The organism is Nonomuraea sp. bgisy101, from assembly GCF_057708945.1.
Window position 1 is genome coordinate 44,609 of the sequence record NZ_JBYITD010000022.1, and the last position, 25,527, is coordinate 70,135.

Annotated in this window: 19 protein-coding genes and 1 tRNA gene; 6 read left to right on the forward strand and 14 right to left on the reverse strand. The window is 71.3% G+C overall.

From position 1 onward, the window contains the following. Nucleotides 1-147 precede the first annotated feature (147 nt). Complete coding sequence (locus AC3EO4_RS34910) at nucleotides 148-354, reverse strand: helix-turn-helix domain-containing protein (protein ID WP_431899670.1); 207 nt, start codon at nucleotides 352-354, stop codon at nucleotides 148-150. 270 nt (nucleotides 355-624) lie between these two features. Further along, entirely contained in the window at nucleotides 625-1,083 is a 459-nt protein-coding gene (locus AC3EO4_RS34915) for a carboxymuconolactone decarboxylase family protein (protein WP_379575893.1), read from the reverse strand. A 162-nt stretch (nucleotides 1,084-1,245) separates the two neighbouring features. Between AC3EO4_RS34915 and AC3EO4_RS34920 the strand changes: the two genes are divergently transcribed. Beyond that, a complete protein-coding gene (locus tag AC3EO4_RS34920; RefSeq protein WP_431899672.1) occupies nucleotides 1,246-3,525 on the forward strand; it encodes an ATP-binding protein in 2,280 nt (759 codons plus the stop codon). Between the two features lie 143 nt (nucleotides 3,526-3,668). Then, complete coding sequence (locus tag AC3EO4_RS34925; protein ID WP_379576322.1) at nucleotides 3,669-4,145, forward strand: iron chaperone; 477 nt, start codon at nucleotides 3,669-3,671, stop codon at nucleotides 4,143-4,145. A gap of 345 nt (nucleotides 4,146-4,490) precedes the next feature. Here AC3EO4_RS34925 and AC3EO4_RS34930 read toward each other — a convergent pair. The 7 genes from AC3EO4_RS34930 to AC3EO4_RS34960 form a co-directional block, all read right to left on the reverse strand. Next, nucleotides 4,491-4,566, reverse strand: a tRNA-His gene (locus tag AC3EO4_RS34930). Between the two features lie 63 nt (nucleotides 4,567-4,629). Continuing rightward, nucleotides 4,630-5,226: an oligoribonuclease gene (gene orn, locus AC3EO4_RS34935; protein ID WP_379575891.1), complete on the reverse strand. Its 597-nt coding sequence runs from the start codon at nucleotides 5,224-5,226 to the stop codon at nucleotides 4,630-4,632. A gap of 73 nt (nucleotides 5,227-5,299) precedes the next feature. Next, nucleotides 5,300-6,844 (reverse strand): DUF2510 domain-containing protein, encoded by a 1,545-nt coding sequence (locus AC3EO4_RS34940; protein WP_431899673.1) that lies wholly within the window; start codon nucleotides 6,842-6,844, stop codon nucleotides 5,300-5,302. Between the two features lie 39 nt (nucleotides 6,845-6,883). After that, entirely contained in the window at nucleotides 6,884-8,323 is a 1,440-nt protein-coding gene (locus AC3EO4_RS34945; RefSeq protein WP_431899675.1) for a hypothetical protein, read from the reverse strand. Nucleotides 8,324-8,348: 25 nt separating this feature from the next. After that, nucleotides 8,349-9,992, reverse strand: a complete 1,644-nt coding sequence (locus AC3EO4_RS34950) for a serine/threonine-protein kinase (protein ID WP_431899677.1) — start codon at nucleotides 9,990-9,992, stop codon at nucleotides 8,349-8,351. Between the two features lie 52 nt (nucleotides 9,993-10,044). Further along, nucleotides 10,045-12,378: a serine/threonine-protein kinase gene (locus AC3EO4_RS34955; RefSeq protein WP_431899679.1), complete on the reverse strand. Its 2,334-nt coding sequence runs from the start codon at nucleotides 12,376-12,378 to the stop codon at nucleotides 10,045-10,047. A gap of 64 nt (nucleotides 12,379-12,442) precedes the next feature. Next, the gene (locus tag AC3EO4_RS34960) at nucleotides 12,443-13,078 is read right to left on the reverse strand and encodes a pyridoxamine 5'-phosphate oxidase family protein (protein WP_431899681.1); all 636 of its coding nucleotides are present in this window, start codon (nucleotides 13,076-13,078) and stop codon (nucleotides 12,443-12,445) included. 35 nt (nucleotides 13,079-13,113) lie between these two features. On the opposite strand from AC3EO4_RS34960, the gene pdxR reads away from it, so the two are divergent. Continuing rightward, on the forward strand, nucleotides 13,114-14,532 hold the full coding sequence (gene pdxR, locus AC3EO4_RS34965) for a MocR-like pyridoxine biosynthesis transcription factor PdxR (protein ID WP_431899682.1): 1,419 nt from the start codon (nucleotides 13,114-13,116) through the stop codon (nucleotides 14,530-14,532). Here pdxR and AC3EO4_RS34970 read toward each other — a convergent pair. Together AC3EO4_RS34970 and AC3EO4_RS34975 are read right to left on the reverse strand one after the other, a co-directional pair. Further along, entirely contained in the window at nucleotides 14,513-15,634 is a 1,122-nt protein-coding gene (locus tag AC3EO4_RS34970) for a DegT/DnrJ/EryC1/StrS family aminotransferase (RefSeq protein WP_431899684.1), read from the reverse strand. The two genes, pdxR and AC3EO4_RS34970, sit on opposite strands and share 20 nt — an antisense overlap. Then, complete coding sequence (locus AC3EO4_RS34975; RefSeq protein WP_431899685.1) at nucleotides 15,631-16,713, reverse strand: GNAT family N-acetyltransferase; 1,083 nt, start codon at nucleotides 16,711-16,713, stop codon at nucleotides 15,631-15,633. The genes AC3EO4_RS34970 and AC3EO4_RS34975 overlap by 4 nt, the downstream gene beginning before the upstream one ends. A 201-nt stretch (nucleotides 16,714-16,914) precedes the next feature. On the opposite strand from AC3EO4_RS34975, the gene AC3EO4_RS34980 reads away from it, so the two are divergent. The 3 genes from AC3EO4_RS34980 (at nucleotide 16,915) to AC3EO4_RS34990 (ending at nucleotide 20,237) form a co-directional block, all read left to right on the forward strand. Continuing rightward, nucleotides 16,915-17,946 carry a phosphotransferase family protein gene (locus AC3EO4_RS34980; RefSeq protein WP_379575882.1) on the forward strand — a complete coding sequence of 344 codons (1,032 nt, stop codon included), beginning with the start codon at nucleotides 16,915-16,917 and terminating at the stop codon, nucleotides 17,944-17,946. Between the two features lie 52 nt (nucleotides 17,947-17,998). Continuing rightward, entirely contained in the window at nucleotides 17,999-18,751 is a 753-nt protein-coding gene (locus AC3EO4_RS34985; RefSeq protein WP_379575881.1) for an SDR family oxidoreductase, read from the forward strand. A gap of 106 nt (nucleotides 18,752-18,857) precedes the next feature. Beyond that, complete coding sequence (locus tag AC3EO4_RS34990) at nucleotides 18,858-20,237, forward strand: GH39 family glycosyl hydrolase (RefSeq protein WP_379575880.1); 1,380 nt, start codon at nucleotides 18,858-18,860, stop codon at nucleotides 20,235-20,237. Here AC3EO4_RS34990 and AC3EO4_RS34995 read toward each other — a convergent pair. From AC3EO4_RS34995 to AC3EO4_RS35005, 3 genes are read right to left on the reverse strand one after another with little or no spacing between them, the layout of a single operon-like run. Further along, on the reverse strand, nucleotides 20,234-21,040 hold the full coding sequence (locus tag AC3EO4_RS34995) for an SDR family NAD(P)-dependent oxidoreductase (protein ID WP_431899687.1): 807 nt from the start codon (nucleotides 21,038-21,040) through the stop codon (nucleotides 20,234-20,236). The genes AC3EO4_RS34990 and AC3EO4_RS34995 overlap by 4 nt on opposite strands. A 50-nt stretch (nucleotides 21,041-21,090) precedes the next feature. Next, nucleotides 21,091-22,278 carry a DUF418 domain-containing protein gene (locus tag AC3EO4_RS35000; RefSeq protein WP_379576321.1) on the reverse strand — a complete coding sequence of 396 codons (1,188 nt, stop codon included), beginning with the start codon at nucleotides 22,276-22,278 and terminating at the stop codon, nucleotides 21,091-21,093. 50 nt (nucleotides 22,279-22,328) lie between these two features. Next, entirely contained in the window at nucleotides 22,329-25,526 is a 3,198-nt protein-coding gene (locus AC3EO4_RS35005) for an ICP22 family protein (protein WP_431899688.1), read from the reverse strand. Nucleotide 25,527: the final 1 nt, after the last annotated feature.

Genomic DNA, 25,527 nt, shown 5'->3' on the forward strand with positions numbered 1-25,527 from the left:
GAAGCCGGGGTGACCTGAAGGCGTCAGGACGTGCGGAGGTACCCACGGTGCGGGCCGGCTCGGTGACCCACGTCCACCTCGAACCACCGGGCGCTCGCCCAGGTCGGCGGGCCCTGTCTCGGAGGCACGCGCGCTCAGGGAAGGCTGCTAGGTGTCGCGATTGAGCCACAGGCCGATGGCGGTGACCCGGTTGTCCGCGCCGAGTTTGGCGTAGATCCGGTTGACGTGGTTCTTGACCGTCTTCTCACTGAGAAACAGTTGTTGCGCGATCTCGCCGTTGGACTGACCGGTCGCGATCAGGTCCATCACCTCAGCCTCACGCTTGCTTAAGCGTGCGACGTCGTCGACTCTCATCCGGCCTCCGGGACAGCGAAGTCGGTCAGATCGCCGATTGGCCCCCGTGCTTCCGGCGTAAGCGGTTGACAGCGAGCATAACTCGCATTGTCCTGATTTGGGGCCAAAGTCACGGGAGAAAAGCAGAAGGCCGGCCCCTGAGGACCGGCCTTCTCGCCTGGGGTGACGTGAACCCCGGGTCGGCGAGTCATGGCCTCACGGTGGCTGATGGCCACAAGGGGCGTCCGGCTGACGGAACGCAGGGCACTACCCGTCCCTCGCGCGACGCGCTCACCATGTGCCGCCCGCCTGCTGGCGGGTCGGCGCGTTGAGGCGGTTGAAGGCGTTGGTGATGGCGATGTTGAGGACCAGCACGGCGAGCTCCTTCTGGTCGAAGTATTTGGCGGCCATGTCCCATACCTGGTCGGGCACCGGGTCGGGCCGGTCGGCGAGCCGGGTGATGGCCTCGGTCAGGGCCAGCACGGCGCGTTCCTCATCGCTGAACCATGGCGTCTCACGCCATGCGACGACGGCGTGGGCCTGCTCGTCGGTGGCGCCGTGGTGGCGGAGCTGCTGGGCGCCCCCGGCCACGCAGGGGCTGCAGCCGTTGATCTGGCTGGCTCGCAGGTGGCTCAGCGCCAGCAGCTTCGCGTCCACTCCGGCGCCCAGGATGGCCTTGTTGACGCCCATCAGCGCCTGCATCGCCTCGGGGATCAGGGTCGCAGGGTTCGGCATGCGTTCGGTCGGCATCGCTTTCTCCTTCGTCGTCGTGCTCTGACGGGAGTCATCTGACCACCGGCGCGTCGGGGCCCGCGCCGTCCGTGGGACAGCGTGGGACACCCGGGACGCGGCCAAGCTGCGGAAACGAAAGTCTGTTCCGTGACCGCGGGCTGGGACGGGTACCGTGATCGGGTGTCGAGCGGACCTGAGCACCTGAACGCCCAGCTCACCCGGATCAAGGAGTTGAGCGGGCTCAGCGTGCGCGCCCTCGCCCGCCAGGCGGGCCTCAGCAGCTCCTCACTGTCCCGGTATCTGACCGGACAACTGGTGCCGCCATGGGAAGCCGTCGTGGCGCTGTGCCGGGTCGTGGCCCGCGATCCCCGTCCGCTGCGCGCGGTGTGGGTTGAGGCGTCCAAGGCCGGAGCGGCACCCAGCCCACGCCGGAACGACCTCCCGGCCGACCTAGCCGACTTCACCGGGCGCGAGACGGACGCGGCGCTGGTCGAGGAACTGCTGCGTACCGCGGGCGCGGTCGCGATCGACGGCATGGCGGGCGTCGGGAAGACCAGCCTCGCCGTGCACGTGGCGCACCGGCTCGCGCCGTCCTTTCCCGACGGTGGGCTCTATCTCGACCTGCACGGCTTCACCCCGGGCCAGGAACCGTTGGAGCCGTCGGCCGCACTCGGCCGGCTACTGGGCGCCCTGGGCGTCGCCCACCCTCCGGCCGAGACGCTCGAACGCGCGGCGCTCTGGCGGTCGGAACTGTCCCGGCGCCGGGCGCTCGTCGTGCTCGACAACGCGGTCGACGCCGAGCACGTGCGTCCGCTGCTTCCCGGCGCGGGTAAGTCCGCCGTGCTGCTCACCAGCCGCAATCGGCTGGTGAGCCTGGACGGGGTGCCGCCGGTGTCCCTGGAGGCGCTCCCCCCTGCGGACGCGGCGTCGCTGTTCGGGCGGGCGGCAGGGGTGGACCTGACCGAAGAGGAGGCGGTCGCCCAGGTGCTGCGGCAGTGCGGTGGCCTTCCGCTGGCGCTGCGGATGGCGGGCGCGAGGCTACGGCACCGTCCAGGCTGGACGGTGGCGGTGCTGGCCGAGCGGCTGCGCGACAACGCCGGCCGCTTCGACTCCGTGTTCGGCATGTCGCTACAGCAGCTCGACGCGGTCCAGCGCCGCATGTTCCGGTTGCTGGGCGTGCTGCCCGGCGCCGACTTCGACGCCCCGGTGGCGGGCGCGCTTGCCGACATGACGCCGGACCGCGTCAACGCGGTACTGGAAGAGCTGGTGGACGCGCATCTGGTCCAGGAGCCCTCGCCAGGGCGGTACCGGCTGCACGACCTGATCCGGCGGTACGCGGCCGACATCGCCGCCGATGAGGAGCCGCAGGCGGATGCCGCCGTGCGCCGTGTCCTGAGCCACTATCTGGAGCAGGCGACCGCCTACGATCGGACGCTGCCCCTGCCGCAACGCAAGGAGACCGTGCCGGGCGATCCGGCGAAGGCCATGGCCTGGTTCGACACCGAGTACGCCAACCTGGTCGCCTGTTTCGACACCGCTGCTCGGCTCGGCGCGGACGAGGTGGTGGCTGAGCTGCCGCAGGCCATGCGCGTCTGGTTCCTCCGGCATCGCGGAACCGACGATCAGGTACGCCTGCTCGAAGCGGCCGCGGCCGCCGCGGAACGTCTCGGGCGTAGCCGGCAGCGTGCCTCACTGCTCGTGGACCTCGGTTTCGCCCGCGCCGCCGCCGGACGTCTCGCCGAGGCGCTCGCCGCCTACGAACTGGCCGGACAGTCCGGTTCGGACGATGACGAGCTGGCAGGCGCGCTGGCGTTGCGCACCGGCTTCGTCCGCCGGGATCTCGGCGACCTCGAAGCGGCACAGGCACAGTTCCGGCTGGCGCGCACGCTGTTCGAGAAGACCGGGCATCGCTCCGGGCAGTCCCAGGCGCTGGCCTTCGACGGATGGGTGACCCTCCACCTCGGACGGCGCGGCGAAGCCGCGGAGCTCGCCCGCGCGTCACTCGCTCTGGCCGAAGGGCCCGCCCGGATGACCGGGCTGGTCACGCTCGGTGTCGCACTGGCGCCGGACGACCCGGCGGAGTCGCTGCAAGCGCTGCATGAGGCGTTGCGGCTCACCGAGGTGCAGCACAACAAGGCGTGGTGCCACAACTATCTCGGTGTCGCGCTGCGCGTCATGGGTTCACTCGACGAGGCACTCGAGCACCATCGACGCGCCTTCGAGCTGCTGGAACCGCTGGCCGAGGCACAGCTGGAGATCGACTTCCTGCCCACGTACGCCGAGACGTGCCGCGCGGCGGGCCGTCACGACGAGGCGCTGGCGTTGCATGAGCGCACCATCGAACTGGCGCGCAGGCTCGGGCGGCCGCGTGACGAGGAGCGCGCGCGTGAGGCGTACCAGGCCATCGTCGGCGCCGTCCCAGCCGGCGACCATGGAACGGACTCTCGTTTCCGCAGCTAGGCCGTGTTCCCGGTGTCCCACGGTGTCCCACGGACGGTGCGGGCCTTGACGCGTCGATGGTCCTATGGCTCATGTCAGAACGCACCGACGAACGAGGGACGATCCGCAACATGAGGATCACCCCCCACGGAAGGAAGCCCGCCATGAGCGACGCCAAGCAGCCCGCCAACACCACCGCCGAGGCCGACAAGAAGTACGACGGGTTCACCGCTGAGGAGCGGGCCGCGATGAAGGAGCGCTCCCAGGAGCTGAAGGCGACCGCCCGCCGCGGCTCGCGCTCGGCCAAGCCGGACGGGGAGAGCGAGGTGCTCGCGAAGCTCGCCGAGATGTCGGAGTCGGACCGCGCCACCGGCGAGCGGCTCCACGCCATCATCAGGACCCACGCGCCGTCGCTGTCGCCGAAGCTGTGGTACGGAATGCCGGCCTATGCCAGGGACGGCAAGATCGTCTGTTTCTTCCAGCCCGCGCAGAAGTTCAAGACGAGGTACTCGACGCTCGGCTTCAACGACCTGGCGCTCCTCGACGACGGCACCATGTGGCCGACCGCCTTCGCCCTGACGACGCTGACCGCCGAGGACGAGGCACGGATCGGCGAGCTCGTGAAGAGGGCGGCGGGCTGAGGAGCCGGTGTCGTCGTTCGGCATGCCGGTCCGTGGAGCGGTGACCCGGGGTCGGGCATGGCCGTCTCACCGGCACCACGGACGCCACTCCGGCGGGGTTCGTCACGTCCGGGTGGAGCCGACCGCCCGGACGTCACGTACCGCCTCGTCACCGACGTACGGGGCGAGCGCTCCACGTGATACCCCGCGTCTGGTGCGAGCCCTCGGAGGGGCGATGAGGACCTCCGGCACCATCCGGAACCGGAACCAGGAGCTCGTGTCGCGGCTTCTTTCCCATCCGGACACCCGATCACGCAGAAGGCCCGACCACCGGAGTGATCGGGCCTGCTGACCTGACATTTCACCTGGGGTGAGTGAGGGGACTTGAACCCCCGACATCCAGGACCACAACCTGGCGCTCTGCCAACTGAGCTACACCCACCATGTCGCGCCGCCGTGGCAGCACATGGAAAAGTGTAGCGGTCTTCGGGACCCTTTGCGCCACTCAGCCCAGGGACACGCCTTCCGCGAGCGTCCTGGCGGTCGCGGAGTCGGGTCCCGGCTGGCCGACGAACACGGCCGCCCGGTAGTAGCGCAGTTCGCGGATGCTCTCCGTGATGTCCGCCAGCGCCCGGTGTCCGCCCTGCTTCTCGGGCGCGGCGAAGTAGACGCGGGGGTACCAGCGCCGGACCAACTCCTTGATCGACGACACGTCGATCATCCGGTAGTGCAGGAAAGCGTCCACAGCCGGCATGTCACGGGAGATGAACGTGCGGTCAGTGCCGATGGAGTTGCCGCACAGCGGCGCCTTCTTCGGCTCGGGGATGTGGCCGCGGATGTAGTCGAGCACGAGCGACTCGGCCTCCGCGAGCGTGACGCCCTCGGCCAACTCGGGCAGCAGGCCGGAAGCGGTGTGCATTTCGCGGACCACTTCCGACATCTGCTCCAGTGCCTCGGACGGCGGCTTGATGACCACATCGACGCCTTCGTCCAACTGCCGAAGCTCGCTGTCGGTGACGACGCACGCGACCTCGATGAGCGCGTCGCGCCCCAGGTCCAGCCCGGTCATCTCACAGTCGATCCACACCAGCAACTCACTCATACGATCAATCTCCTCGCCCCAGCGGCTCGGAGCTACCCGCCCGCTTGCTATTGACTCCAGCGTAGTGCCCAGGTCAGGAGAGCTTGAGAGAGTTCAGGGTCTGAGTGACGAGACCGGTATCCAGATTGTCGGGAACCGAGAGGTAGAGCAGCGCGGGACGCTTCCCCTCGCCCCTGTCGATGACGGCGATGGCCGCCCGCTCCTTCTTCCACTGGTAGCTCTTCTTCTCGGACTCGGCGGTGAAGTCCATCTCGTACTCCAGGAGCCAGCCCTTGTGACCGTCGACGGTGATCGCCTTGTCCTGGAGGATCTTCCGCTCGTGCTTGACCGGATAGAAGCGGGCGAAGTCGATGAAGACCGTGCCCGTGGCGGCGCGCAGGTTGTCGACTCCCTCGTAGGGATAGCTCTCGTTGAGCTCGCCCGAGTAGATGCTGCCCGTCCAGTCGCTCTCGCCGTCGTACTTCTCCTGCGACACCGCGCTCACCCCCGCCGACCACTGCTGGGCGTTCGGGTCGGGGTTGTTGATCTCGGCGGATCTGGGCACGCTCCACGGGTCGCCGGGCGCGGCGAAGGACAGCCCCGTCTTGGGATCGGTGATGCGGCCGTCGGCCGGCGCGGGCAACTCGGCGCCGGTCCCCTGCGTGGGCGGGTCGGTGGGGGAGTCGCTGGAGGACGGGGTCGGCGACTCGCTCGGGGTCGGCAGCGGGTCGGTCTCCGTGGTGGGAGCGGGGGTCGGCATGGTGGTCGTCGTCTCGCCGCCCCTGTTGACGAAGATGAAGGCCGCGCCCGCGATCAGCGCGAGCACCAGCACCGCGCCGACGCCGCCGAGGATCCACGGCATCGCGCCGCCCGACTTCGGCGGCGGCCCGAAGTCGGGCGCGGGCAACTGCATCGTCCCGCCGCCCCACGGCTGCTGCCCGTACTGCTGCGTCGGCGCCTGGTACTGCGGCGCAGGACCCGAACCCGGCGCCTGGTACTGCGGCGCAGGGCCCGAACCCGGCGCCTGGTACTGCGGCCCGGGACCGCCGCCAGGCGCCTGGAACTGAGGCCCGGCGCCCGGCTCAGGGGCGTGGTACGGCTGAGCGCCGGGGCCGGCTCCCGGCGTCTGGTACGGCTGAGCGCCCGGACCCGTCCCGGGCGCGTGGAACGGCTGGGCGGAGGGCCCCGTGCCCGCCCCCTGAGGCGGCCCCCACGGCCCCGAACCCTGGGCAGCTCCCGACGGTCCCGAGTTCGGCGACTCCCATGAGCCCTGGTACGGCTGCGCGGGCCCCGACCCCGGCGGCGGGGCCTGGGAGCCGGAATCCATGCCCGGCGCCTGGTACGCCTGTCCAGGCCCCGTGCCCGGTGCTTGATACGCCTGTCCTGGCCCCGTGTCCGGCTGTGCGCCCCCGGCCGCCTGCTGCGGCTGCTCCCCGTGATACGGCGTGCTCCCCACGACAGGACCGGCGGAACCCACAGGACCCGCGCCACCCTGCGCGGAGGGCTGGGCGGGGCCACTGCCGTACCCCTGGGACTCGGTCGGGTGTGTCGCGTCGGTCCACTGGTTCCCGTCCCACCACCGCAGTTGCGGGGAGCCGTAGGGGTCGGGGTACCAGCCTGCGGGGGTCTGCGTGGTCATGGCCGCCAGACTAATGACAACCGCTTGACCATGGGTAGATCAGCACTTGTAGGTGAATGTCGCCTTGTCCTCGACCTTCTGCCCCTCCGGCACAGGGGACAGGATCCGCAGCCGCGCGGTCAGCTTGGCCGTCGCCTCGCCCTTGACCGTCCACCGCAGCTGCACGCTGTGCGTCGTCTTGCCCGACGGGATGGTCTCCGTCTGCTCGATCGGCTCCTTCTGGTCGCTCCGCAGCCACTGGAACGTGACGCTGCCGCCCGAGCCGTTGGTGACCAGGTTCCCCGTGATGGTGGCGGTCTTGCGGCAGCCCAGCGTCTTGGGCGCGCTGACCGTGACCGACTGCACGACCAGGTCGGCGGGGGAGCGCACGGAGAACCACGCCAGGACTGCGCCCGCGACGATGAGCGCGAACACCGCCGACGACACCACGGTCCTGCGGCGCCGCGCCCTGGCGGCCTTCTTCGCGCGCGTGCCGTGCGAGGACAGGACGGCCGGCTTGTTGCCCTCGCGCCAGATCTTCTCCGCCGTGGTCTCCCCGTGGGTGCCGTAGGAGCCGTGCGTGCTGGAGGAGCCGTGTGCGCCGGGGGAAGCGTGTGTGCTGGAGGAATCCTGCGCGCCGGGGAAGCCATGCGCGCCGGGGAAGCCGTGCGTGCCGGGGGCGGCGATGCCGGGCCCGAAGCGGGCCGACTCGTGGGTCGGCCCCGGCACCCGCAGCATGGTGACGATCTCACCCTCGTCTCTCACGGGGGACATGCCGGGCGTCGAAGGGGTCGCCCAGCGCCGGGCGGTCCCGGCCAGGACGTCGCGGCTGATCAGCCCGCCGGGCAGGGCGCCCCTTCCGGCGAGCAGGGCGTCTCTGGCCGGAGCGAGCCCGTGGGTGGTGGCGGTGGCCGCGACCCTTTCCAGCAGATCGGCCGCACTGGGCGAGGTCGAGGCCCAGGTCGCGGCGAGGCCTCTGGCCAGTGCCGCCCACGCCGTCACGTCCCTGTCGGGCGCGGGCGGCAGGCCTCGTACGGCGTCGGCGAGCCCGCGCTCGGCCAGCAGCGCCGCCCCGTCGTCGGCGATCAGCACCGTGCCGGGATGGAGCGAGCCGTGGGCCAGCCCCGCCGCGTGGAGCGCGACCAGGGTCTGCGCGGTCTCGACGAGGACGGCCGCGGCGCTGGCCGGGTCCATCGCGGGCGCGGTGAGCAGGTCGGAAAGGACGGGCGAGATCGAGTGGCCGACCAGCAGCCACACCTCGGGCCCCGCCGTCACCAGGTCGGCGATGGGAACGAGCCCGCTCACCCCGCCGTCGGTGAGCCTTCGGTCGGCGAGGACGGCCTGGACCAGGCGCTCGCTGGCGCCGGGCACGGCCACGGCCCTGGAGTCGAACCGCAGGGCCCCGCCCCGACGGCCGTCGGGCCCTGTCGCCTCCACCCATGTGCCGAGCTCGGTGACCCTGGCCCTGTCGGTGAGCGAGAAGCCGGCGATCATGCTCATCAGTTCCCCCGGTGACTCGCCCGCGCTATCTCTGCCTCCTGTGCCGTCCTGCGACACGGCGCTTCACCGCAAGTGTGACGGGAACCGCGCCGGACGTCACCAGTCCCAGCGCGAGCAACGCGGCGGGCGCCGTCTCCGCCGGCGTCTGCGTGGGCGTCTGGGTGATCCTGGGCGGCTCGACGCCGGGTGGCGGCTCCGAGGTGCTCGGCGTCTCCCGCGGTGTCTCCCGGGGCGTCTCCCGCGGTGTCTCCCTCGGGGTCGACGGCGGCGATGGCGGAGCGGAGGTGGTGGCCGTCTGCGAGGGCGGCGCGGGATCGTTGTCCGACTTGCCGCGCAACGTCATGTCCGGCGTCGGTGTGGGGGTCGCCGACCTGGTCTTCGTGGGTGGCGGAGGCGGCGGGGTCGACCTGCGCACCGGCTTCTTGGACGGCGTGGGCGTCGCGGTCTTCTTCGCCGCGGCGACCGTCGGCGAAGGCGTCGGCGTCGAGGTCGAGACGGGGGCCACCGTCTCCTCAGCGGACGGCTCGGCGGAGGACGGCGCCTCCGCGGAGGGCTCCGCCGACGGGGACTCCGACGGCGAAGGGGCCTCGATCAGCGACATCGTGGGCGTGGCGGGGGAGGTCTGCGCCCTCAGCGCGGGGTCGTCCTCGCCCGAGGTGAGCATCACGGTGGCGACCGTGCCGATCACCACGACGAGCCCGATCCCCACCAGCATCTTCACGCCCAGCTTGGCGACGATCCCCTGTGGCTCGGCGAACTCCGTCTCGGCGAGCGTCGTGCTGGCGTCGAGCGCCTCCTCCCGCGTGCCGGGGAACAGCACGAGCAGCAGCCCGGCGAGCCTGGCCAGGCGGCGCCTGCCCCGCTCCTCCCAGTCGGGACCGTAGGCCCTGGCCGCCACGACCTCCAGCTCGTCGAGGAAGGCCTCGGCCGAGGGCGGGCGCTCGATGGGGTGCTTGGACAGGCCGCGCTCGATGAGCGCCTGCAAGGGGTCGGGCACCTCGTCGATCGGCGGAGGCGTCGCGTGGTGCTGCCTGGCGAGCGCGGCCACCGTGGCCGCGCGGAAGGGCCGCATGCCGGTCAGGCACTCGAAGAACACGATCGTCGCCGCGTAGACGTCGCTCGCGGGCGTGGCGGGGCCGCCCGACCACTGCTCGGGGGCCATGTAGGCGGGCGTGCCCGCCGAGTTCGCGCCCTCGCCCTGCCGTACGGCGATGCCGAAGTCGACGAGCTTGCTGCTGCCGTCGCCCTGCACCATCACGTTCTCGGGCTTGAAGTCTCGATGCACGACGCCGATCGCGTGTGCCGCGGCCAGGCCCTTCAGCGCGCCCTTGAGCACGGCCAGCGCCGCCTCGGGACCCGTCGGGCCCTCGGAGTCGAGCAGCGCCCGCAGAGAGACGCCGTCGACCAGCTCCATCACGATCGCCGCGCCCTCACCGTCCTCGACGTAGCCGAGCAGCCGGACGTTGTACGGGCTGCGCATGCTGCCGAGCATCCGCGCCTCGTGCCTGAACCTGGCCACGAAGCCGACGTCGTCGCGCAGCCTGTCGGACAGGTACTTGATCGCGACCTCGACGCCGTCGTGGTCGCGCGTGGCCAGTACCACCCGGCCCGAGGCGCCGGAGCCCAGCTCGCGCACCTCGGTGTAGCCGGGGACCCCCCACCGGTCCATCAGATCACCTCTGATCCCTCTGGGCCCCCACCCACATCAGACGGATCGTAGCTTAGTGTCCGCCACTCTGGCCCGGAACAGAATTGTCAGTATCTTCTTGTCCGGAATGACCGGGACGCGGAGTAGCGGTCTCGGCCGGGGGTTCGCAGGCAGGCGTCTTGCCTCCGGCGGTGTCGGTGCCGTTCGCCGCGGCCGGGCTGGTCGCCGCTGTCACGGCCCACGTCGATCCGCACGGCAGCCGCGGGAAGGCGAAGGCGACGGTCCTGCTGTAGGAGGTCTGGCCGGACAGCTCGGCCGACTCGCTGTGCTGGGTCCTGCCGCCGACGCCGAAGGCGACGCTCAGCCGTACCGGCTGGACGCCCTCGGTGCTCACGGTGACGACGGCCGTCACGCGGCCCCGCGCGTTCATGGCGGCGCGGGCGATCGAGACCTGCCGCACCCGCGCGGGGCACGGGACCTGGGCCCTGGCGGTGTCCTGCCGGTCTCCGGCCTTCACCGTCACCGCGACCGTCCCGCCGCACGGCCGCTCACCGAAGGTGTGGCTGAAGGCGCGGGTGTAGGCGGTCCGCCCGGACAGCGAGAGGGACCTGGAGGCCACCTGGTCGCCGTTGAGCGCGACCGTGGCGGTCACGGGCACCTTGCCGGTGCCGCTGGTCTCGACCGCGAGCTGGGCGCGTACGGCCCGCCCCGGCGCCTCGGGCACGTCGAGGGACACCCGCACTCCCGTGACGGTCGTCGGGCACTCGGGCAGCGCCGCCCTGACGGTCTTCGCGCCACCGGGGGCGGCGGGCGAGGTGGAGACGGTGAGCGTGACGACCCTGCCGCAGCGCCGTTCGCCGAGGCCGTGGCTGAAGGCGCGGGTGTGGGCGCCGGAGCCGCTGACGCGCTGTCTGGCGGTGTGCACGGCCTGGCCGTCGACCGCGAAGCGGGCGGTGATCGTGACGGCTCCCGTGCCCGTGGTGCGCAGCGAGACGGTCGCGGCGGCCAGGCCGTCCGCGTCGACCGTCAGGCCGCCAACGTTCAGCGCCGACACGGCCGTCGTCGGAGGCGGTGTGGGAGTGCTGGGCGTCGGCGTCGGCGTCGGCGTCGGCGTCGGCGTGGCTGTGGGTGTTCGGGTCGGGGTGGGTGTCGGCGTGGGAGGGGGCGCACTGGTGGAGGTGGCCGGCGGGGGAGCGGAGGTGGCGGATGAGGGCGGCTGAGTCTCCGCGGCCTGGCCGGTGTTCGATCCCGCGCCGCCGGGCTCGCCGCTCGGGTCGCCGCCACCTGTCTCGGGGGTGACGGTGGGCAGCGTCGCGGGGCTCGGCAGCTCGGGCGAGGGTGAGGTCGTCGGTACCGCCGCCACCACGTCGATCGCCGTGGGCGGCCGCTCCCTGCCGGCCAGCACGTAGCCGGTCGTGCCCGCGGCCACCACGACCGCCGCGGTGCCGACCAGCAGCCGTTTGCCGTGGCGCCGGGCCGTGCGCCCCGCGGTCCTGAAGACCGTCTGGAAGAACGACGAACTCGTCGCGGGCGGCGGCGTCTCGGGATGCGGCAGCAGCAGCGCCAGCAGCGCCACCAGCGCGGCCAGGCGCCGCCTGCCGTTCTCCTCCCACTCCTCGCCGTAGGCGGCGAGGGCGGCCCGCTCCACGTCCGCCACGAACGCCGCCGCGCTCGGCGGGCGGTCGGCGGGCTCCTTGGCCAGGCCGCGCGCGATCAGCTCGTGCATCTCCTCGGGCGCGTCATGGACGGGGATGGGCGCGTGCAGGTGCTGGTAGCCGAGGACGTGCGACTCGGTCGAGCGGTAGGGCCTGTGCCCCGTCAGGCACTCGAAGAAGACGACCGTGGCCGCGTAGACGTCGGTCGCGGGGGAGGCGGGCTCGCCCGACCACAGCTCGGGCGCCATGTACGGCGGGGTGCCTGTGGCCCGCGTGGCCGTGCCGTGCCGTACGGCGATGCCGAAGTCGACCAGCTTGCTGACCCCGTCGTCACTGACGATCACGTTCTCCGGCTTGTAGTCCCGGTGGACCACGTGCGCCCGGTGCGCCCGCTCCAGGCCGAGGAGCGAGCCCTTGAGCACGACCAGCGCCGCCTCGGGACCCGTCGTGCCGTTCTCGCGCAGCAGCGCGCGCAGCGAGACGCCGTTGACGAGCTCCATGACGATCGCCGCGCCCTGCGGCTCCTGGACGTACTCCCACATCCTGGCGATGTGCGGATCCACCAGCGTGGTCAGGACCTCGGCCTCGGCCCTGAAGGCGGCCAGCGCTCCCGGCTCATGCCGTACCAGGTCGGACAGGTACTTGATGGCGACGCTGATGCCGGTCTCGTCGTGCACGGCGAGGACGACCCTGCCGCTTCCACCCGCGCCGAGCTGCCGTATCTCGGTGTAGCCGGGGGCGCTCCACTCCATGGCGCTCTCCCATCAGAGTCTGACCCACCTGATGAGACGTATGATCTAGCGCCATGGTTTGCTGTCAACGGTCATTGATGTGGGCGGGTGCCGCAGTCCCTTCCTGAAGAACGCGGTCGGGTACGGGCGCGGCCCACGAGGTGACCAGGGGAAGCACCCCCGCCCAGATCGGCAGCGCGTAGTCCTCGTCCTCGTCCTGCGGGTCGCCCTCGCGCACCTTGACCGACGCCTCCTCCAGCGACAGCGCGAGCACTGCCGTGGCCGCGAGCTCCTTGCGGGTGGGCCGCCTGGCGTAGTCCCACTGGCCGGGCGCGAGCTGCTCGGTCAGGGCCCGCAGGCCCGCCATGCGCTCCTCCTCGTCGGTGACGAGCCTGGCCTCGCCGTAGATGATCGCCGACCGGTAGTTGACGGAGTGGTTGAAGACCGAGCGGGCCAGCACGATGCCGTCGACGTGCGTGACGGTGACGCAGACCTGCCGGCCCTGGCCCGCGCGCAGCGAGCGGGCGCCGGTGGAGCCGTGCAGGTACAGGGTGTCGCCGATGCGGCCGTAGCCGGTGGGCACGACCATGGGGTGACCGTTCAGCACCACGCCCAGATGGCAGATGAGCCCGGAGTCGAGCACCTCGTAGAGATCGTTCCTGTCGGTGCTGCCGCGGTGCTTCTCTCGGCCGAGTGTCGTGCGAGGTGTGGTGGAGAGCATGCGGCCACGGTATTGAGATAGTGGACCTGTCGTTAATGTCCACTAATAACCGCTTCTTGGAGACCACTTCCTTGCGCACGCTCGTTGACCTGCCCGTCTCGCTGACCAGGGACTCGGCGGTGCCGCTCTCCGTGCAGCTCGGCGACTGGCTGCGCGACGCCATGCGCGCGGGCGCCCTGACCGCCGGAGCCCGCCTGCCCTCCTCCCGCGGGCTCGCGGCCCAGCTCGGCGTCAGCCGTACGGTGGTCACCGAGGCCTACCAGCAGCTCTACGCCGAGGGCTGGCTCGACGGCCGCCACGGCTCCGGCACCTACGTGGCCGACCTGTCGGAGGACGCGCCGCGCGCGGCGCCCTTGCCCGCCGCCGCCGCGCCCCGGCCCGTACGGCGGTCCGTCCCGCTGATCGACCTCACCCCTGGCGACCCGTGGGTGAAGGACTACGACGTGTCGGCGTGGAAGCGGGCCTGGCGCAAGGCAGCCGACCTGCCGCCCGGCGACGACCCCGACCCCTACGGCCTGCCGCACCTGCGCGAGCTGCTGGCCGTGCACCTGCGCAGGACGAGGGCGATCGCCGTGGGCCCGGAGAACGTCCTGGTCACCAGGGGCACGGGCAACGGACTCCTCCTGGTCGCCATGGCCCTGCTCGGCCACGGTGTGCGGGCGGGCGTCGAGGATCCCGGCTACCGGGTCGCCCGCAACGTCTTCGCCGCCAGGGGCGCCACGATCGTGCCCTGCCCCGTGGACGAGGACGGCGTGATCGTCTCCTCCCTTCCCGACGACCTGCGCGTCCTCTACACCACCCCCGCGCACCAGTACCCGGTGGGCGGCAGGCTCCCCATCCCGCGCAGGGAGCGCCTGCTGGCATGGGCGCGCCGTACGGGGGCGGTGGTCGTGGAGGACGACTACGACGCCGAGTTCCGCTACGACGTCGCCCCGCTGCCCGCCCTCTACGGCCTCGACCCCGCGCACGTGGTGTTGCTCGGCACGCTGTCGAAGTCGCTGGCACCCGACGTCGGGGTGGGCTGGCTGGTGGGGCCGCCCGAGCTGCTGGGCAGGATCGCCGCCATCAGGGACGACCTGTCCGACCGCACCAGCGGCCCCGTCCAGCAGGCCGTCGCCACCCTGCTGGAGCGCGGCGACCTCGACCGGCACCTGCGCAGGATGCGGCTGGAGTACGCCCGCCGCCGCGCTGCCGTGGTGGAGATCCTCGGCCCCGTCTGCCGCCTGCGCGGCGACACCGCGGGACTCCACGTCCTGGCCGAGCTGCCCGCCTCGGCGGTGCGGGGCATCGTCGGCTCGGCGGCCTCCGCGGGCGTCCTGCTCGACACGACCGCCCGCCACCACCACGGCGAGACGCAGGTGCACGGCCTGGTCATCGGATACGGCTCCGCCTCGCTGCCGGACGTGCGGCGCGGCTGTCAGATCCTCGCCGACCTCATCCGCGGGCTGGAGTGAGCTCGCGCAGGACGGGCAGCGACCGGTGGGCGTAGACGGGGTCGACGGGCAGCACGTGCTCGGCCCACCACCGGGCGTCGCCGGGAGAAGGGGACGGCGTCGTGAACGAGGGGGCGTAGTCGTCGTAGGGAGGGGCGTAGAGGTAGCCGGTGGCCACCCCGCGGCGTTCGAGCGCGGCGACGGCCTCGTCCCGCTCCTCGACCAGCAGCGGCACCCTGAACAGGGGCTGGTCCAGGTGGTCGAGGACACCCGCGGCCACGCTCGGCAGCTCGGCCAGCCGCCGCACCCCGACCAGCCGGCGCGGCCGCAGTCGCGCCACCTTCGCCACCTTGCGCCCCTGGTACCAGCGGGACAGCGGCCCCCGCCTCGCCCTGTAGGAGTGGAGGTCGGCGCGGACCCACGGGTCGAAGGGCGGCAGCGAGGGCACCATCTTCATGGCCAGATCCAGCTCGGTGGCGCGCAGCGCGATCCGGTAGCCCTCGCGCTCCTCCTCCAGGCCGAGCGCGCGCATCAGCGCCAGCGCGGGCCTGACCAGGTCGAGGGCGAGGGCGGCCTGCCGGGCCATCGAGCTGGCCACGCCCAGCGCCTCCGCGCGCCACGACCCCGGCTGGAGGAGCTCGTCGCGAGCCCGCTCCAGCGCCGTGAAGTCCGCGGCGCTCTCGACGGCCAGCACGCCGCCCGAGCCCGCGCCCGCGTGCTTGGAGAGGCTGAAGACGCCCGCGGCGCCGAACGTCCCGAGCGGGCGTCCGCCGACGGTGGTCTCCATCGCGTGGGCGACGTCCTCGATGAGGGTCAGGCCAGAGAAGGCGGCCAGGTCGTCGGGCAGGCCGTACAGGTTGGTGGTCAGCACGGCGTCGACCTCGGACAGGTTCACGCGTGAGGGGTCGATGTTGCCCGTGCGGCGCGACAGCGGCGCGATCACCGGCCGCAGGCCGGCGGCGAGCACCAGGAAGAGGATCTCGTCGGCGGAGATCGGCGACATGAGCAGCCGCTGCCCGGGGACGCAGAAGTGGCGCAGCGCGAGGTAGAGGCCGAGCCTGTTGGAGGGCAACGCGAGGCAGTGGCGGCCGGTGCGTTGCTCCAGCGCGCGCGTGGGGCTCACGCCTGCAGCGCCGTGCGCAGGCGACCGTAGGTCTTCAGCGCGCGGTCGGCCGTCTTGAGCAGGACGGGATTGGCCATGACCGCGCCGCGCGCCTTGCGTACGGGAACCCTGATCATCCAGTGGACGCCGGCCCCCGCGCTGGCGCGCGCGACCCTGCCCTCGGCGACGTGGAGCTCCCCGGTCTTGAGCTTCTCCTTGTACTCCTTCGTGCCCCTGCCCATGTCGATCAGCTTGATCCCCGCGGCGGCCGCGGCCTCGGCCATCGCGAGATGGTGGATCAGGCCGGGCGACGACTTGGCGAAGGCGGTGTCGTAGGCGGGGAACCAGCCCACGAGCGTGTTCCTGGTGCGCAGGCCGAAGTGCCCCGCCATCGGCACCCCGTCGACGTAGACCATGTCGAGCACGCCCGCGAACGCCTCCGTCTGGGTGGCGAGCAGGCGTTCGACCAGGTCGACGATCCAGCGGGTGGCGAACCTGTCGGTCCGGCCGGTCCTGCGGTACTGGTCGGTCTTCCAGCCCAGCAGCGTGCGCAGGGGCGCGGGATCGGTGCTGGCGTAGTCGTGGCGCAGCGGCCCGACGTCGCGCTGGAGCTTGCGCGACTTGGCCAGCGTGCTCTTGTACGTCTTGCCGGAGTTGGCGGTGAGATAGTCGGTGTAGGCAGCCCATCCGTCGCTCAGGTCGATGATCGGCGAAGGGTGGAGCTCGTGCCGCTCGGCCAGCATGGGCTGGCCGGCCACCAGGTGATCGAACTCGAAGACCCCCAGCCCGCAGGCCTTGATCAGCGTCTGGGCGTCGATCTCCGCCTTGGCGTCCTTGACCATGCCCTGGGCGTCGGTGAGCCCGGCGGCCACAGGTTTGCCGATGCCGAGCGGGTGCCGCTCGAAGGGGAAGAACGCCACCACGTCGTTGCCGTCCTCCACGACGGCGACGCGGGTCTGATCGCGCGACTCGCCTACCGCGATCGTGAACTCCGGCGACAGGAAGGGGTTGTCGAAGGTCGGCTCGGCCTCCTGCAAGGCTCGCCACCGGTCCACTTCCGGGCGCCCCAGGTCACGGGGGTGAACAAGAGTGATGCGCATGGGCTCCTACTGGGGTGTGCGGTCCCCGACCACCATCCGACATGGTCCGAGGGGGATGGGAGTCCTCCTCACGAGCAGATCATGCGCGGCGGTGTACAGCAACGTTAAGGGATGAGCGAGTGTGGTGGACGACGCCCGAGCGCAAATTTAGGGAACTCTCATTTTGCCTGCGCGAACCGAATCGAGTTCTAATGAGGTCCTATGACGGTACCTGGCATTGACTGGCCGCGCCTGGTCGCGTGGATGGGCGAGCACGTGCCCTCGGCGGGCACACCCGTCTCTGTGTCGCTGATCTCCGGAGGCAGGTCCAACCTGACCTATCTGGTCGAAGCGTCCGAACAGCGCGTGGTGCTGCGCCGCCCTCCGCTCGGCCACGTCCTGCCGACCGCGCACGACATGCGCCGCGAGTGGCGGGTCATCTCCGCCCTGTACGGCACGCCGGTGCCGGTCCCCCCGCCCCTCGCCTTCTGCGCCGACGACGAGGTGATCGGCGCGCCGTTCTACCTCATGGGCCACGTCGACGGCGCCGCCGTCCGCGACAGGGACGAGCTGGGCACGCCCGGCGTCGAGGAGACCAGGAAGCTGTCCGAGCGGCTGGCCGAGGTGCTGGCCGAGATCCACGCGGTGGACTACGCGGCCGTGGGCCTGGCCGACTTCGGCCGCCCAGAGGGCTACCTGGCCAGGCAGCTCGACCGCTGGTGCCAGCAGTGGTCGCGCTCGGCCGACCGCGAGGAGCCCGTCTACGACCGGCTCGTCGCCAGGCTGCGCGACCGCCTGCCCGCCACCTCGGCCTCCACGCTCGTGCATGGCGACTACCGGCTCGACAACACGCTGGTCAGGCTCGCGCCCCCCGAGATCCGCGCGGTCGTCGACTGGGAGATGTCGACGCTCGGCGACCCGCTGGCCGACCTGGGCCTGACCCTGACCTACTGGCACGACCATGGCGACGAGGAGCGCGCCTCGATCCCCGTGGCGGGCGACGTCACCCTCGCCCCCGGGTTCCTCAACGCCGCCGAGTTCGCCGCCCACTACGCCAAGGTGTCCGGCAGGGACCTCACCGACCTGGACTTCTACGTGGCGTTCGGCAATTTCAAGCTGGCGGTCATCGTGGAGGGTATCCACGCAAGGTTCCGGCAGGGTAAGACCGTGGGGGAGGGGTTCGAGCGCATCGGCGGCGCCGTGCCCGTCCTGCTCGCCCGCGCCCACCGCACCCTCGACAGGGGCACCCCGTGAGCTCGTCCGGCAACCGGTCGGGGCGCTCACCAGCGACAGCGAAGGAGACCCGATGAGCAGCGTCGTCCTCATCACAGGAGCGGCCAGCGGGATCGGCGCCGCGGTGGCGCGCAGAATGGCGGCAGGGGGCGCGCGTTGCGTGCTCGTCGACCGTGACGAGGCGGGCGTCGAACGCGTCGCCAAGGAGGTGGGCGGCGTGTGGCTGGCGGGCGACGTCAGCGACCCCGAGACCTCCCTGCGCGCGGTCGACCTTGCCGTCACGACGTACGGCAGGCTCGACCTCGTCCACCTGAACGCGGGCATCTCCAGCGGAGTCGACCTCGCCGACTTCGACCTCGAGCGGTATCGCGTCGCCATGGGCGTCAACGTGGACGGCGTCGTCTTCGGCGTCACCGCCGCGGTCCCCGCGCTGCTGCGCTCGGGCGGCGGCGCGATCGTCGTCACGGCCTCGCTCGCCGGCCTGGTCGGCTACGACGGCGACCCCGTCTACACGATGACCAAGCATGCCGTCGTCGGCCTGGTCAGAGGTCTGGCCACGCCGCTGGCCAGGGACGGGATCAGGATCGGCGCCGTGTGCCCGGGGTTCACCGACACCCCGCTGGTCGCCGGGCAGCGGGAGATGTTCGTCGGCGCGGGTTTCCCCCTGCTGACAGCCGAGGACGTGGCGGGGGCCGTGGAGTCGGCCTTCTACACCGAGGAGCCGGGTACCCTGCTGGTCGTTCAGCCAGGCCGGTCGCCCGTGCCCTACCGATATGCTGGCGTGCCGGGGCCGGCAGGGGGACAAAGGCCACCGATTCCCAGCTAATCGATAGAGCGACATTCAAGCGTTCTGCAAACGGTCCGGTTACCTTGGTGTTTGAGCCGGGCGCGACGACCCGGCTTCGTCGTGTGGAACGCTACAGGAGGCTTCGGTGATACCGACGAACGGCCGTCACGCGCAGAGGCGCTCGCCATGGCCGATCGCCCTCGCAGCCGGAGTCATCGCGCTGGTCCTCGTCGCGGGGATCATGATCTACGCGGGCTCCAGGACCAAGGCCTCGGGAGAGCAGAACACGATCCCGCCGTCGCAGGCGGCGCCCACGCTGGCGCAGCCGCCGGTCACGGAGGACTGGCCGCGCTGGGGCGTCACCCACACGCAGTACAGCGCCGACCAGGAGGTCAAGCAGGTCAGGGACCGCGCCGCGAACATGCTCGGCCGCGAGCCGATGCTGCAGAACCAGCACATCATGGGCTGGGGCGCGGGCAACCCCGAGCCGAGCCCCGGCAAGTACGACTTCCGCGATCTCGACCGGCGCATGAAGCTCGTCTCCGACTCGCGGGGCATCCCGATCATCACCCTGTGCTGCGCGCCCGACTGGATGAGGGGCGGTACGGCGGGCCGTACCGACTGGACGAAGAACGCGACCACCGCTCCCAGGCGTGAGCACTTCGACGACTACGCCAAGCTGGCCGCGACCGTCGCCAGGCGCTACCCGACCGTCAAGCACTTCATGGTCTGGAACGAGTTCAAGGGCTTCTGGAACCAGGCCACCAACACCTGGGACGCCGAGTCCTACACCGAGCTCTACAACAAGGTCTACGACGCGCTGAAGCAGGTGAACTCCGAGATCAAGGTCGGCGGCCCCTACGTGCCGATCGACCACCACGCGCCCACGGCGGGCACCTCGCCCGTCAGCGGCTCGTGGGGCACGGTCGACCGCCGGGTGCTCGGCGCCATCGAGTACTGGATCCAGAACAAGAAGGGCGCCGACTTCATCGTCGTCGACGGCGCCACCATGACCAGGGACCAGCCGCCCACCCCCGACGAGTTCAGCGCGACGGCCAAGTTCTCGGCGATCACCGCGTGGCTGCGGCAGCAGGCGCCCGACCTGCCCGTGTGGTGGGCCGAGTACTACATGGAGCCGGAGAACACCGGCTGGACCGAGGAGCGGACCGCCGCGGTCCAGGCGACGGCGATGATGGAGTTCGCCAAGAGCGGCGTGACCACCGCGCTCTACTGGAACCCCCACAAGAAGGACGAGCGCGAGTGCCACGGCTGCCTGTGGGTGCCCGGCCGTGGGGACGAGATGCCGATGGCCGGGCTGCTCAGCGGGTTCGTCAAGTGGTTCCCCGCGGGCGTGAAGGTCGAGCAGCCGACCTCGAGCGACCCGAAGGTGCGCGTGCTCGGCCAGCCGGAGCAGATGGTGATGGTCAACACCACCAACGCCGCTCTCACCGCGACCGTGGACGGCAAGCAGTTCACCTTCGGACCGTACGAGATCAAGTGGAGCCCGCGCGGCACCACCTCCTAGACGGCCTTGAGGAACCCGCCGTCGACGACGAACTCCGCGCCGGTCGTGCTGGCCGAGCGGGGCGAGGCCAGCAGGGCGATCACGTCGGCGACCTCCGACGGCTCGACGAGCCGGCCCGTCAGCAGGTTCATCATCTGCGGCGCCACCGTGTCCATCACGCTGTCCCGGTCGGAGCCCGTGGCACCGGCCAGGATGTCGGCCGCGCCGCCCTCCTCCGTCCACCACGCGGTCCTGACCGGGCCGGGGGCGACGGTGTTGACCCTGATGCCCTGCGGGGCGTACTCCTCCGACAGCGCCTTCGACACGTTCAGCAGGCTCGCCTTGGCCGCCTGGTAGTCGACGTTCATCGGGCCGGGCTGCCTGACGGCGCCGGTGGTGACGTTGACGATCGAGCCGCCGCCGCGCGCCAGCAGGTGCGGGATGGCGGCCCTGATCGCACGCACGACCGCGAACAGGTTGAACTCGAACATCTCCCGCCAGTCCGCGTCCGTCGGCGCCAGGAAGGCGAAACGGGGCAGCTTGGTGCCGGGCGGCGGACCGCCGGCGTTGTTCACCAGGATGTCGAGCCCGCCGTAGACCTCGACGGCCCGGTTCACCGCGGCCGCGGGCCCTTCAGGGTCCATCAGGTCGATGGCGGCGTGCGTCAGGTCCGGCCCGGCCAGCGCGTCCAGGCCGGGAGTGCTCTTGCGCGAGACCGCCACCACCTTCGCGCCCTCCTCCAGAAGGGTGGCGACAGTGGCGAGACCGATGCCCTTGGAGGCGCCGGTGACGACGGCCACGCGGCCGGACAGCTGCAGGTCCATGAGTGAGCCTTTCATCGAATGCGTTTGCACCCTCTGAAACACCGGCACCCTCAGGACGGTTGCACCCGTGTCGTCGGAATCCTCCAGTAGGTGAGCGCGCGCAGGAGCCACTCGACGGGGCCGTAGCGGCGGCCGCGCAGCCACCAGTGGCTCACGACGGCCTGAAGGGCGAACACGGCCATCGCGATGAGCACCTCGGCGGGCGGGCTGACCCGGTCGACGAGCGCCAGGCCGTACCCGGTGAAGATCAGCGAGCAGATCAGCGACTGCCCGAGGTAGTTGGTCAGCGCCATGCGGCCAGGGGCGGCCAGCAGCCGGGCCACGCGCGGCAGGTGGGGCAGCAGGCGCAGCAGGGTGGCGGCGTAGGCGGCGGCGAGCAGCGGGGCCGTGACGAGGTCGACGGACTGGCCGAGCAGCCGCAGCACGGCCCCCGAGCCGCTCCAGGCCGAGTAGGCGTGGAAGGCCTGCCCGGCGACGCCCACGGTGAAGCCCAGCCACTGGAGCGTGGGCAGCATCGCCTGGTTCGGCTCGCGCAGCGCGCCCCTCTTGCCGAGGGCGAGCCCGAGCAGGCAGGCGGACAGCACGGCCGGGCCCTGGAACAGCACCCGCAACACGACGATCATCGACAGCTCGTGCAGGTGCTCAGAGATGATCTTGCCGGGCCCGCCGCGCAGCAGCATGTCCGCCCTGAGTGCCTCCGCGACCCCGCCCGAGCCCGCGCCTGGCACATGGAAGCCGAGCGTGGCCGCCACGGCGGCGAGCGCGAAGGCCGCCGCGAGCAGCGACGTCAGCGTGACGGCCAGGACCACCGCCGTCCTCGGCTGGATCTTCCTCAACGCCAGCAGCACCAGGCCGACCATCGCGTAGGTGGCGAGGATGTCGCCGGGGAAGAGCAGCACGGCGTGCGCCAGCCCGAGCAGGAACAGCCCCGCCAGCCGGCGCAGGAACATCGGCGAGAAGGCCGTGCCACGCCTGGCGGCCGAGTCGAGCTGCAGGGTGAGGCTGTAGCCGAACAGGAAGGAGAACAGCAGGTAGAACTTGTTCTCCATGAACATGGTGACGAACCAGCGCACACCCCAGTCGAGGGTGCTGTCGAAGCCCGGCTCGGGCAGGCCTGCCATCCGGTAGCCGGAACCCAGGAAGGCGATGTTGACCACCAGGATGCCGAGCAAAGCGAAACCACGCAGTGCGTCGACGGCGGTGATCCGGTCTCCGGGGGCGCGAGCAGATGTCCACATCAAGTGGACATCATCTCGCAACCTTCGAGTTTGCTGTGACTTTTCTTGAATTACTGGAACATATTCAGCCCGATGTAGAGGAATCGGAAGACCACCACGGCCACGGCGATCACGAACGCGGGCACCGCGACCCACAGCAGCCGCCTGCGCGCCCTCGGAGCTCTGTCCGTGCCGCGCAGCCGGATCATCTCGTAGGAGAGCAGCGTCGCCCATGTGAGCCCGAGGGCGAGCACGCCGACCAGGTCCCACGGCGAGGAGGGCTCACCCGGCCCGCCGACCGCGTAGCGAGGCAGGGGGATCTCGGTGCCCTTGACGAACTTCTTCCACGTGTAGAGCGCCGCGTTCGCGTTGGAGTACACCTTCTTGAGGTCCTTGGACCGGTCGAGCGCGGCCACGAACGCCGGATACCAGTCGGCCGGATAGCCCTCGTTCAGCTGCAGGTAGGCGGCCTGCCCGGTGGTGACGGCCAGGAAGGTGTTGCGTTCGCTGCTCTTGAGCTTCGCGACCACGTCCTTGATGTCGTTCGGGTCCTTGTGCACCAGCGCCTGCTGGGTGTAATCGACCTTCTCGAAGTCCTTCTCGCCCCACGGCAGGATCGGCGTGACCTCCGGGCCGAGCTTGGGAACCAGGTACAGCACCCTGGCGCTCGGCTTGTCGTGGTCGTAGACGTAGCGCATCGCTGCGACCTCGCCCGAGGTGGTCCGCTCGAACTTCTCGTTGCCGTAGCGGGCGATGAGGAAGGCCATCGAGAAGCCGAGCGCCACGCACGCGGCCAGGACGATCGAGACGATCCTCGTGGTCCTCGGGTTGAACCTCACGTTGCGCCGGCGGAAGGGCACCGTCTCGTCGGAGGCGTCCTCGCTGTCGGCAGGCAGGTTGGGGAAGAAGGCGTAGGCGGCCAGCAGGCAGGCGCCCGGCAGCATGAACATGTAGACCCGCAGGCCCATCTCGCCGCCGTAGCTCTGCAGGCCCATGGCCAGCACAGGCACGCACAGCAGGACGAGCGCCGCCCTGTCGAACACGCCGCGCCGCAGCCGTCTGACCAGGCCCGCGGCCGCCAGCAGGAGGACGGCCGCGCAGATGCCCAGCCGTGTCTTGAGCACCATCGCGTGGACGGGGTCGCTGCCCGCGATCCTGTCACCGGTGCCGCGCTGGAGGTTCTCCAGGAGCCTCCCGATGCCGCCGAAGATCGCGTCCATGTGGCCGGCCCAGAACCCGACCGTCTGGTAGCTGATCCACGCCAGCACCACCAGGCCGAAGAAGAACGGCAGCGCCCACGTCAGCGAGGTCCGCTTGACCAGCAGGAAGGCGGTCAGCACGCCCAGCATCATGAAGGGGGTGATCTGGTGGGACGCCGTCGCGGCGAAGAACAGCGCGATCAGCATCATCAGCATGAGGAGCTTGTCGGCGCTGTACGTGCCCGTGAAGGCCAGCTCGCCCGGCAGCATCGCGTCGAGCTTGGCCAGCAGCCTCCGGACCCGCCCCTTGGACGGCAGCGGCTTGTTCCGCGTTTCGACCTTGCCGAACCAGCGCAGCAGGATCGCCACGAACGCCAGATAGAGGGCGAAGGTGAAGCCCTGCGGCGAGAAGTAGTCCTGCCCGATCCACTGCACCAGGACGAACAGCAGCGCCGCGAACCATCTGGCCCGCGTGGTCGCGACCACCTGGCGCAGGATCAGCACGAACGGCAGCAGATAGAGCAGGTTCGACAGCAGCGGCGTCCAGTTGAGGATCGTCGTGAAGTCGGTGATGCCCGCCGCCTTGCCGACGAACGCGAAGAGCGCGAAGAAGCCGGGCCAGGCCATGCGCGCGTCCAGGCCGATGGCCGACTCGCCGGTTCTGGCGATGAAGTCGACCAGGCCCGCGTGCACGTACGCCGTGGGGAAGCGCGGCGCGTCGGCCACGATCGCTCCCGCTCCATGGAGGGCGAACGTGATCGCGGCGATCTGGAACAGCAGCAGGAACTTGCGGTCGGTGCTCTGGGTGACCGTCACGAAGAACGAGACGATCATCAGGATGATCGCGAAGAACGCGCTCAGCGGCATCGCGGAGATCAGTCCGAGGCCGTCGATGTCGGCCGGGTCGACCCCGCGCAGCGGCCCCGGCGAGACGCGCAGCGCCAGGACGTACATGACCAGGCCCTCGAGGACCAGCAGCACCGGCAGCCAGCGCGGCGCGCCCTGCACCAGCGCCGTCAGCCGCGCCCCCCACCCGTGGGCGGGGGCGGCGGGCTTCCTCGCCGGTACGGCAGGCGCCTCGGCGCCGGAGCGCCCGGTCTCGGCGGCAGCCTCAGCGGCGGGACGCGCTGCTTCGGCGGGAGCCTCGGCGGCGGAGCGTCCGGTCTCGGCAGGGGCCTTCGTCGGGGTCAGTCTGGAGGCGGCGGAATCCTCGGTCGAGGCAGGAGCCTCGGGGCCGCGCCCGACCCGGGCGGAGGTGGGGGCGGGGACGTGCTTGGCGACGGTCGTGTCCTCGGCCCACTCCTCGGTCTGCTCCCCGGGCTGCTCCCCGACCAGCGCCTCGGTCTCCTCCTCGGCCTCGCCGGACCGTCCTGCGGCCTCGTCGTCCGGCTGCTCGGCGCTCCGGTCGGCCCCCGCCCGCTGCTCCACGTGCGCTTCGGCCTGTTCCTCCGGCCGGGGTCGCAGGGGCAGACGCACGATCTGGGTGACGTCGGCGACGTCGTCCGCCTCCGCGTCCCGCTCTGGGGGCCGGATGGCGGGGTTGGTCTCGTCGCTGTCGACCTCGGCGGATCGAGGGAAGGCGGTCTCCTGAGTGACCGCGTCGTCGGCGGCCTCAGGGTCATCCTGTGCCGTGTGGGCGACTTCAGGGTGGTTCTGCGCCGTGTGGGCGGACTCCGGGTCGCCCTGTGCCGCCTCCGGCACCGAGGGGAGCGCGGTCTCCTGCGTGGCCTCGTCCTCCTCGGCGGCCTGGGGACCGTCGTCCGCCCGAGGGGAGCCGGTCTCTGGGGAATCACCCTCGAGGGAATCGCTCTCCACGGATCCGGTCTCCGAGCTGGGGTCGGTCTCGGCGGCGGCGTCCTCCTCCAGTGCCGCTTCGTCCGCCTGCCGAGCGTCCGCGTCCGGGGCCGCCGGGTCCTTCTTGGGCACGGTGATCCGCGGGATGACACCGGTGGCGTCAGGATCGAACTCCGACTCCTCGGACACGTCGCTCTCCTCCACCTCCGCGGCCTCGGAAGCCGCGGACGTGCCGGTCGTCTCCGTCGTCATCGCATCGCCCGCCGGTTGCCTCACG

Excerpts from the sequence above, each read along its gene's own strand:
- AC3EO4_RS34940 (WP_431899673.1), bottom strand. The coding sequence starts at position 6,844 with ATGACCACGCAGACCCCCGCAGGCTGGTACCCCGACCCCTACGGCTCC.
- AC3EO4_RS35000 (WP_379576321.1), bottom strand. The coding sequence starts at position 22,278 with ATGTGGACATCTGCTCGCGCCCCCGGAGACCGGATCACCGCCGTCGAC.
- AC3EO4_RS34925 (WP_379576322.1), top strand. The coding sequence starts at position 3,669 with ATGAGCGACGCCAAGCAGCCCGCCAACACCACCGCCGAGGCCGACAAG.
- AC3EO4_RS34995 (WP_431899687.1), bottom strand. The coding sequence starts at position 21,040 with ATGGACCTGCAGCTGTCCGGCCGCGTGGCCGTCGTCACCGGCGCCTCC.
- orn (WP_379575891.1), bottom strand. The coding sequence starts at position 5,226 with ATGAGTGAGTTGCTGGTGTGGATCGACTGTGAGATGACCGGGCTGGAC.
- AC3EO4_RS34950 (WP_431899677.1), bottom strand. The coding sequence starts at position 9,992 with ATGGACCGGTGGGGGGTCCCCGGCTACACCGAGGTGCGCGAGCTGGGC.
- pdxR (WP_431899682.1), top strand. The coding sequence starts at position 13,114 with ATGTCCACTAATAACCGCTTCTTGGAGACCACTTCCTTGCGCACGCTC.
- AC3EO4_RS34915 (WP_379575893.1), bottom strand. The coding sequence starts at position 1,083 with ATGCCGACCGAACGCATGCCGAACCCTGCGACCCTGATCCCCGAGGCG.
- AC3EO4_RS34975 (WP_431899685.1), bottom strand. The coding sequence starts at position 16,713 with ATGCGCATCACTCTTGTTCACCCCCGTGACCTGGGGCGCCCGGAAGTG.
- AC3EO4_RS34960 (WP_431899681.1), bottom strand. The coding sequence starts at position 13,078 with ATGCTCTCCACCACACCTCGCACGACACTCGGCCGAGAGAAGCACCGC.
- AC3EO4_RS34980 (WP_379575882.1), top strand. The coding sequence starts at position 16,915 with ATGACGGTACCTGGCATTGACTGGCCGCGCCTGGTCGCGTGGATGGGC.
- AC3EO4_RS34910 (WP_431899670.1), bottom strand. The coding sequence starts at position 354 with ATGAGAGTCGACGACGTCGCACGCTTAAGCAAGCGTGAGGCTGAGGTG.
- AC3EO4_RS34955 (WP_431899679.1), bottom strand. The coding sequence starts at position 12,378 with ATGGAGTGGAGCGCCCCCGGCTACACCGAGATACGGCAGCTCGGCGCG.
- AC3EO4_RS34985 (WP_379575881.1), top strand. The coding sequence starts at position 17,999 with ATGAGCAGCGTCGTCCTCATCACAGGAGCGGCCAGCGGGATCGGCGCC.
- AC3EO4_RS34945 (WP_431899675.1), bottom strand. The coding sequence starts at position 8,323 with ATGAGCATGATCGCCGGCTTCTCGCTCACCGACAGGGCCAGGGTCACC.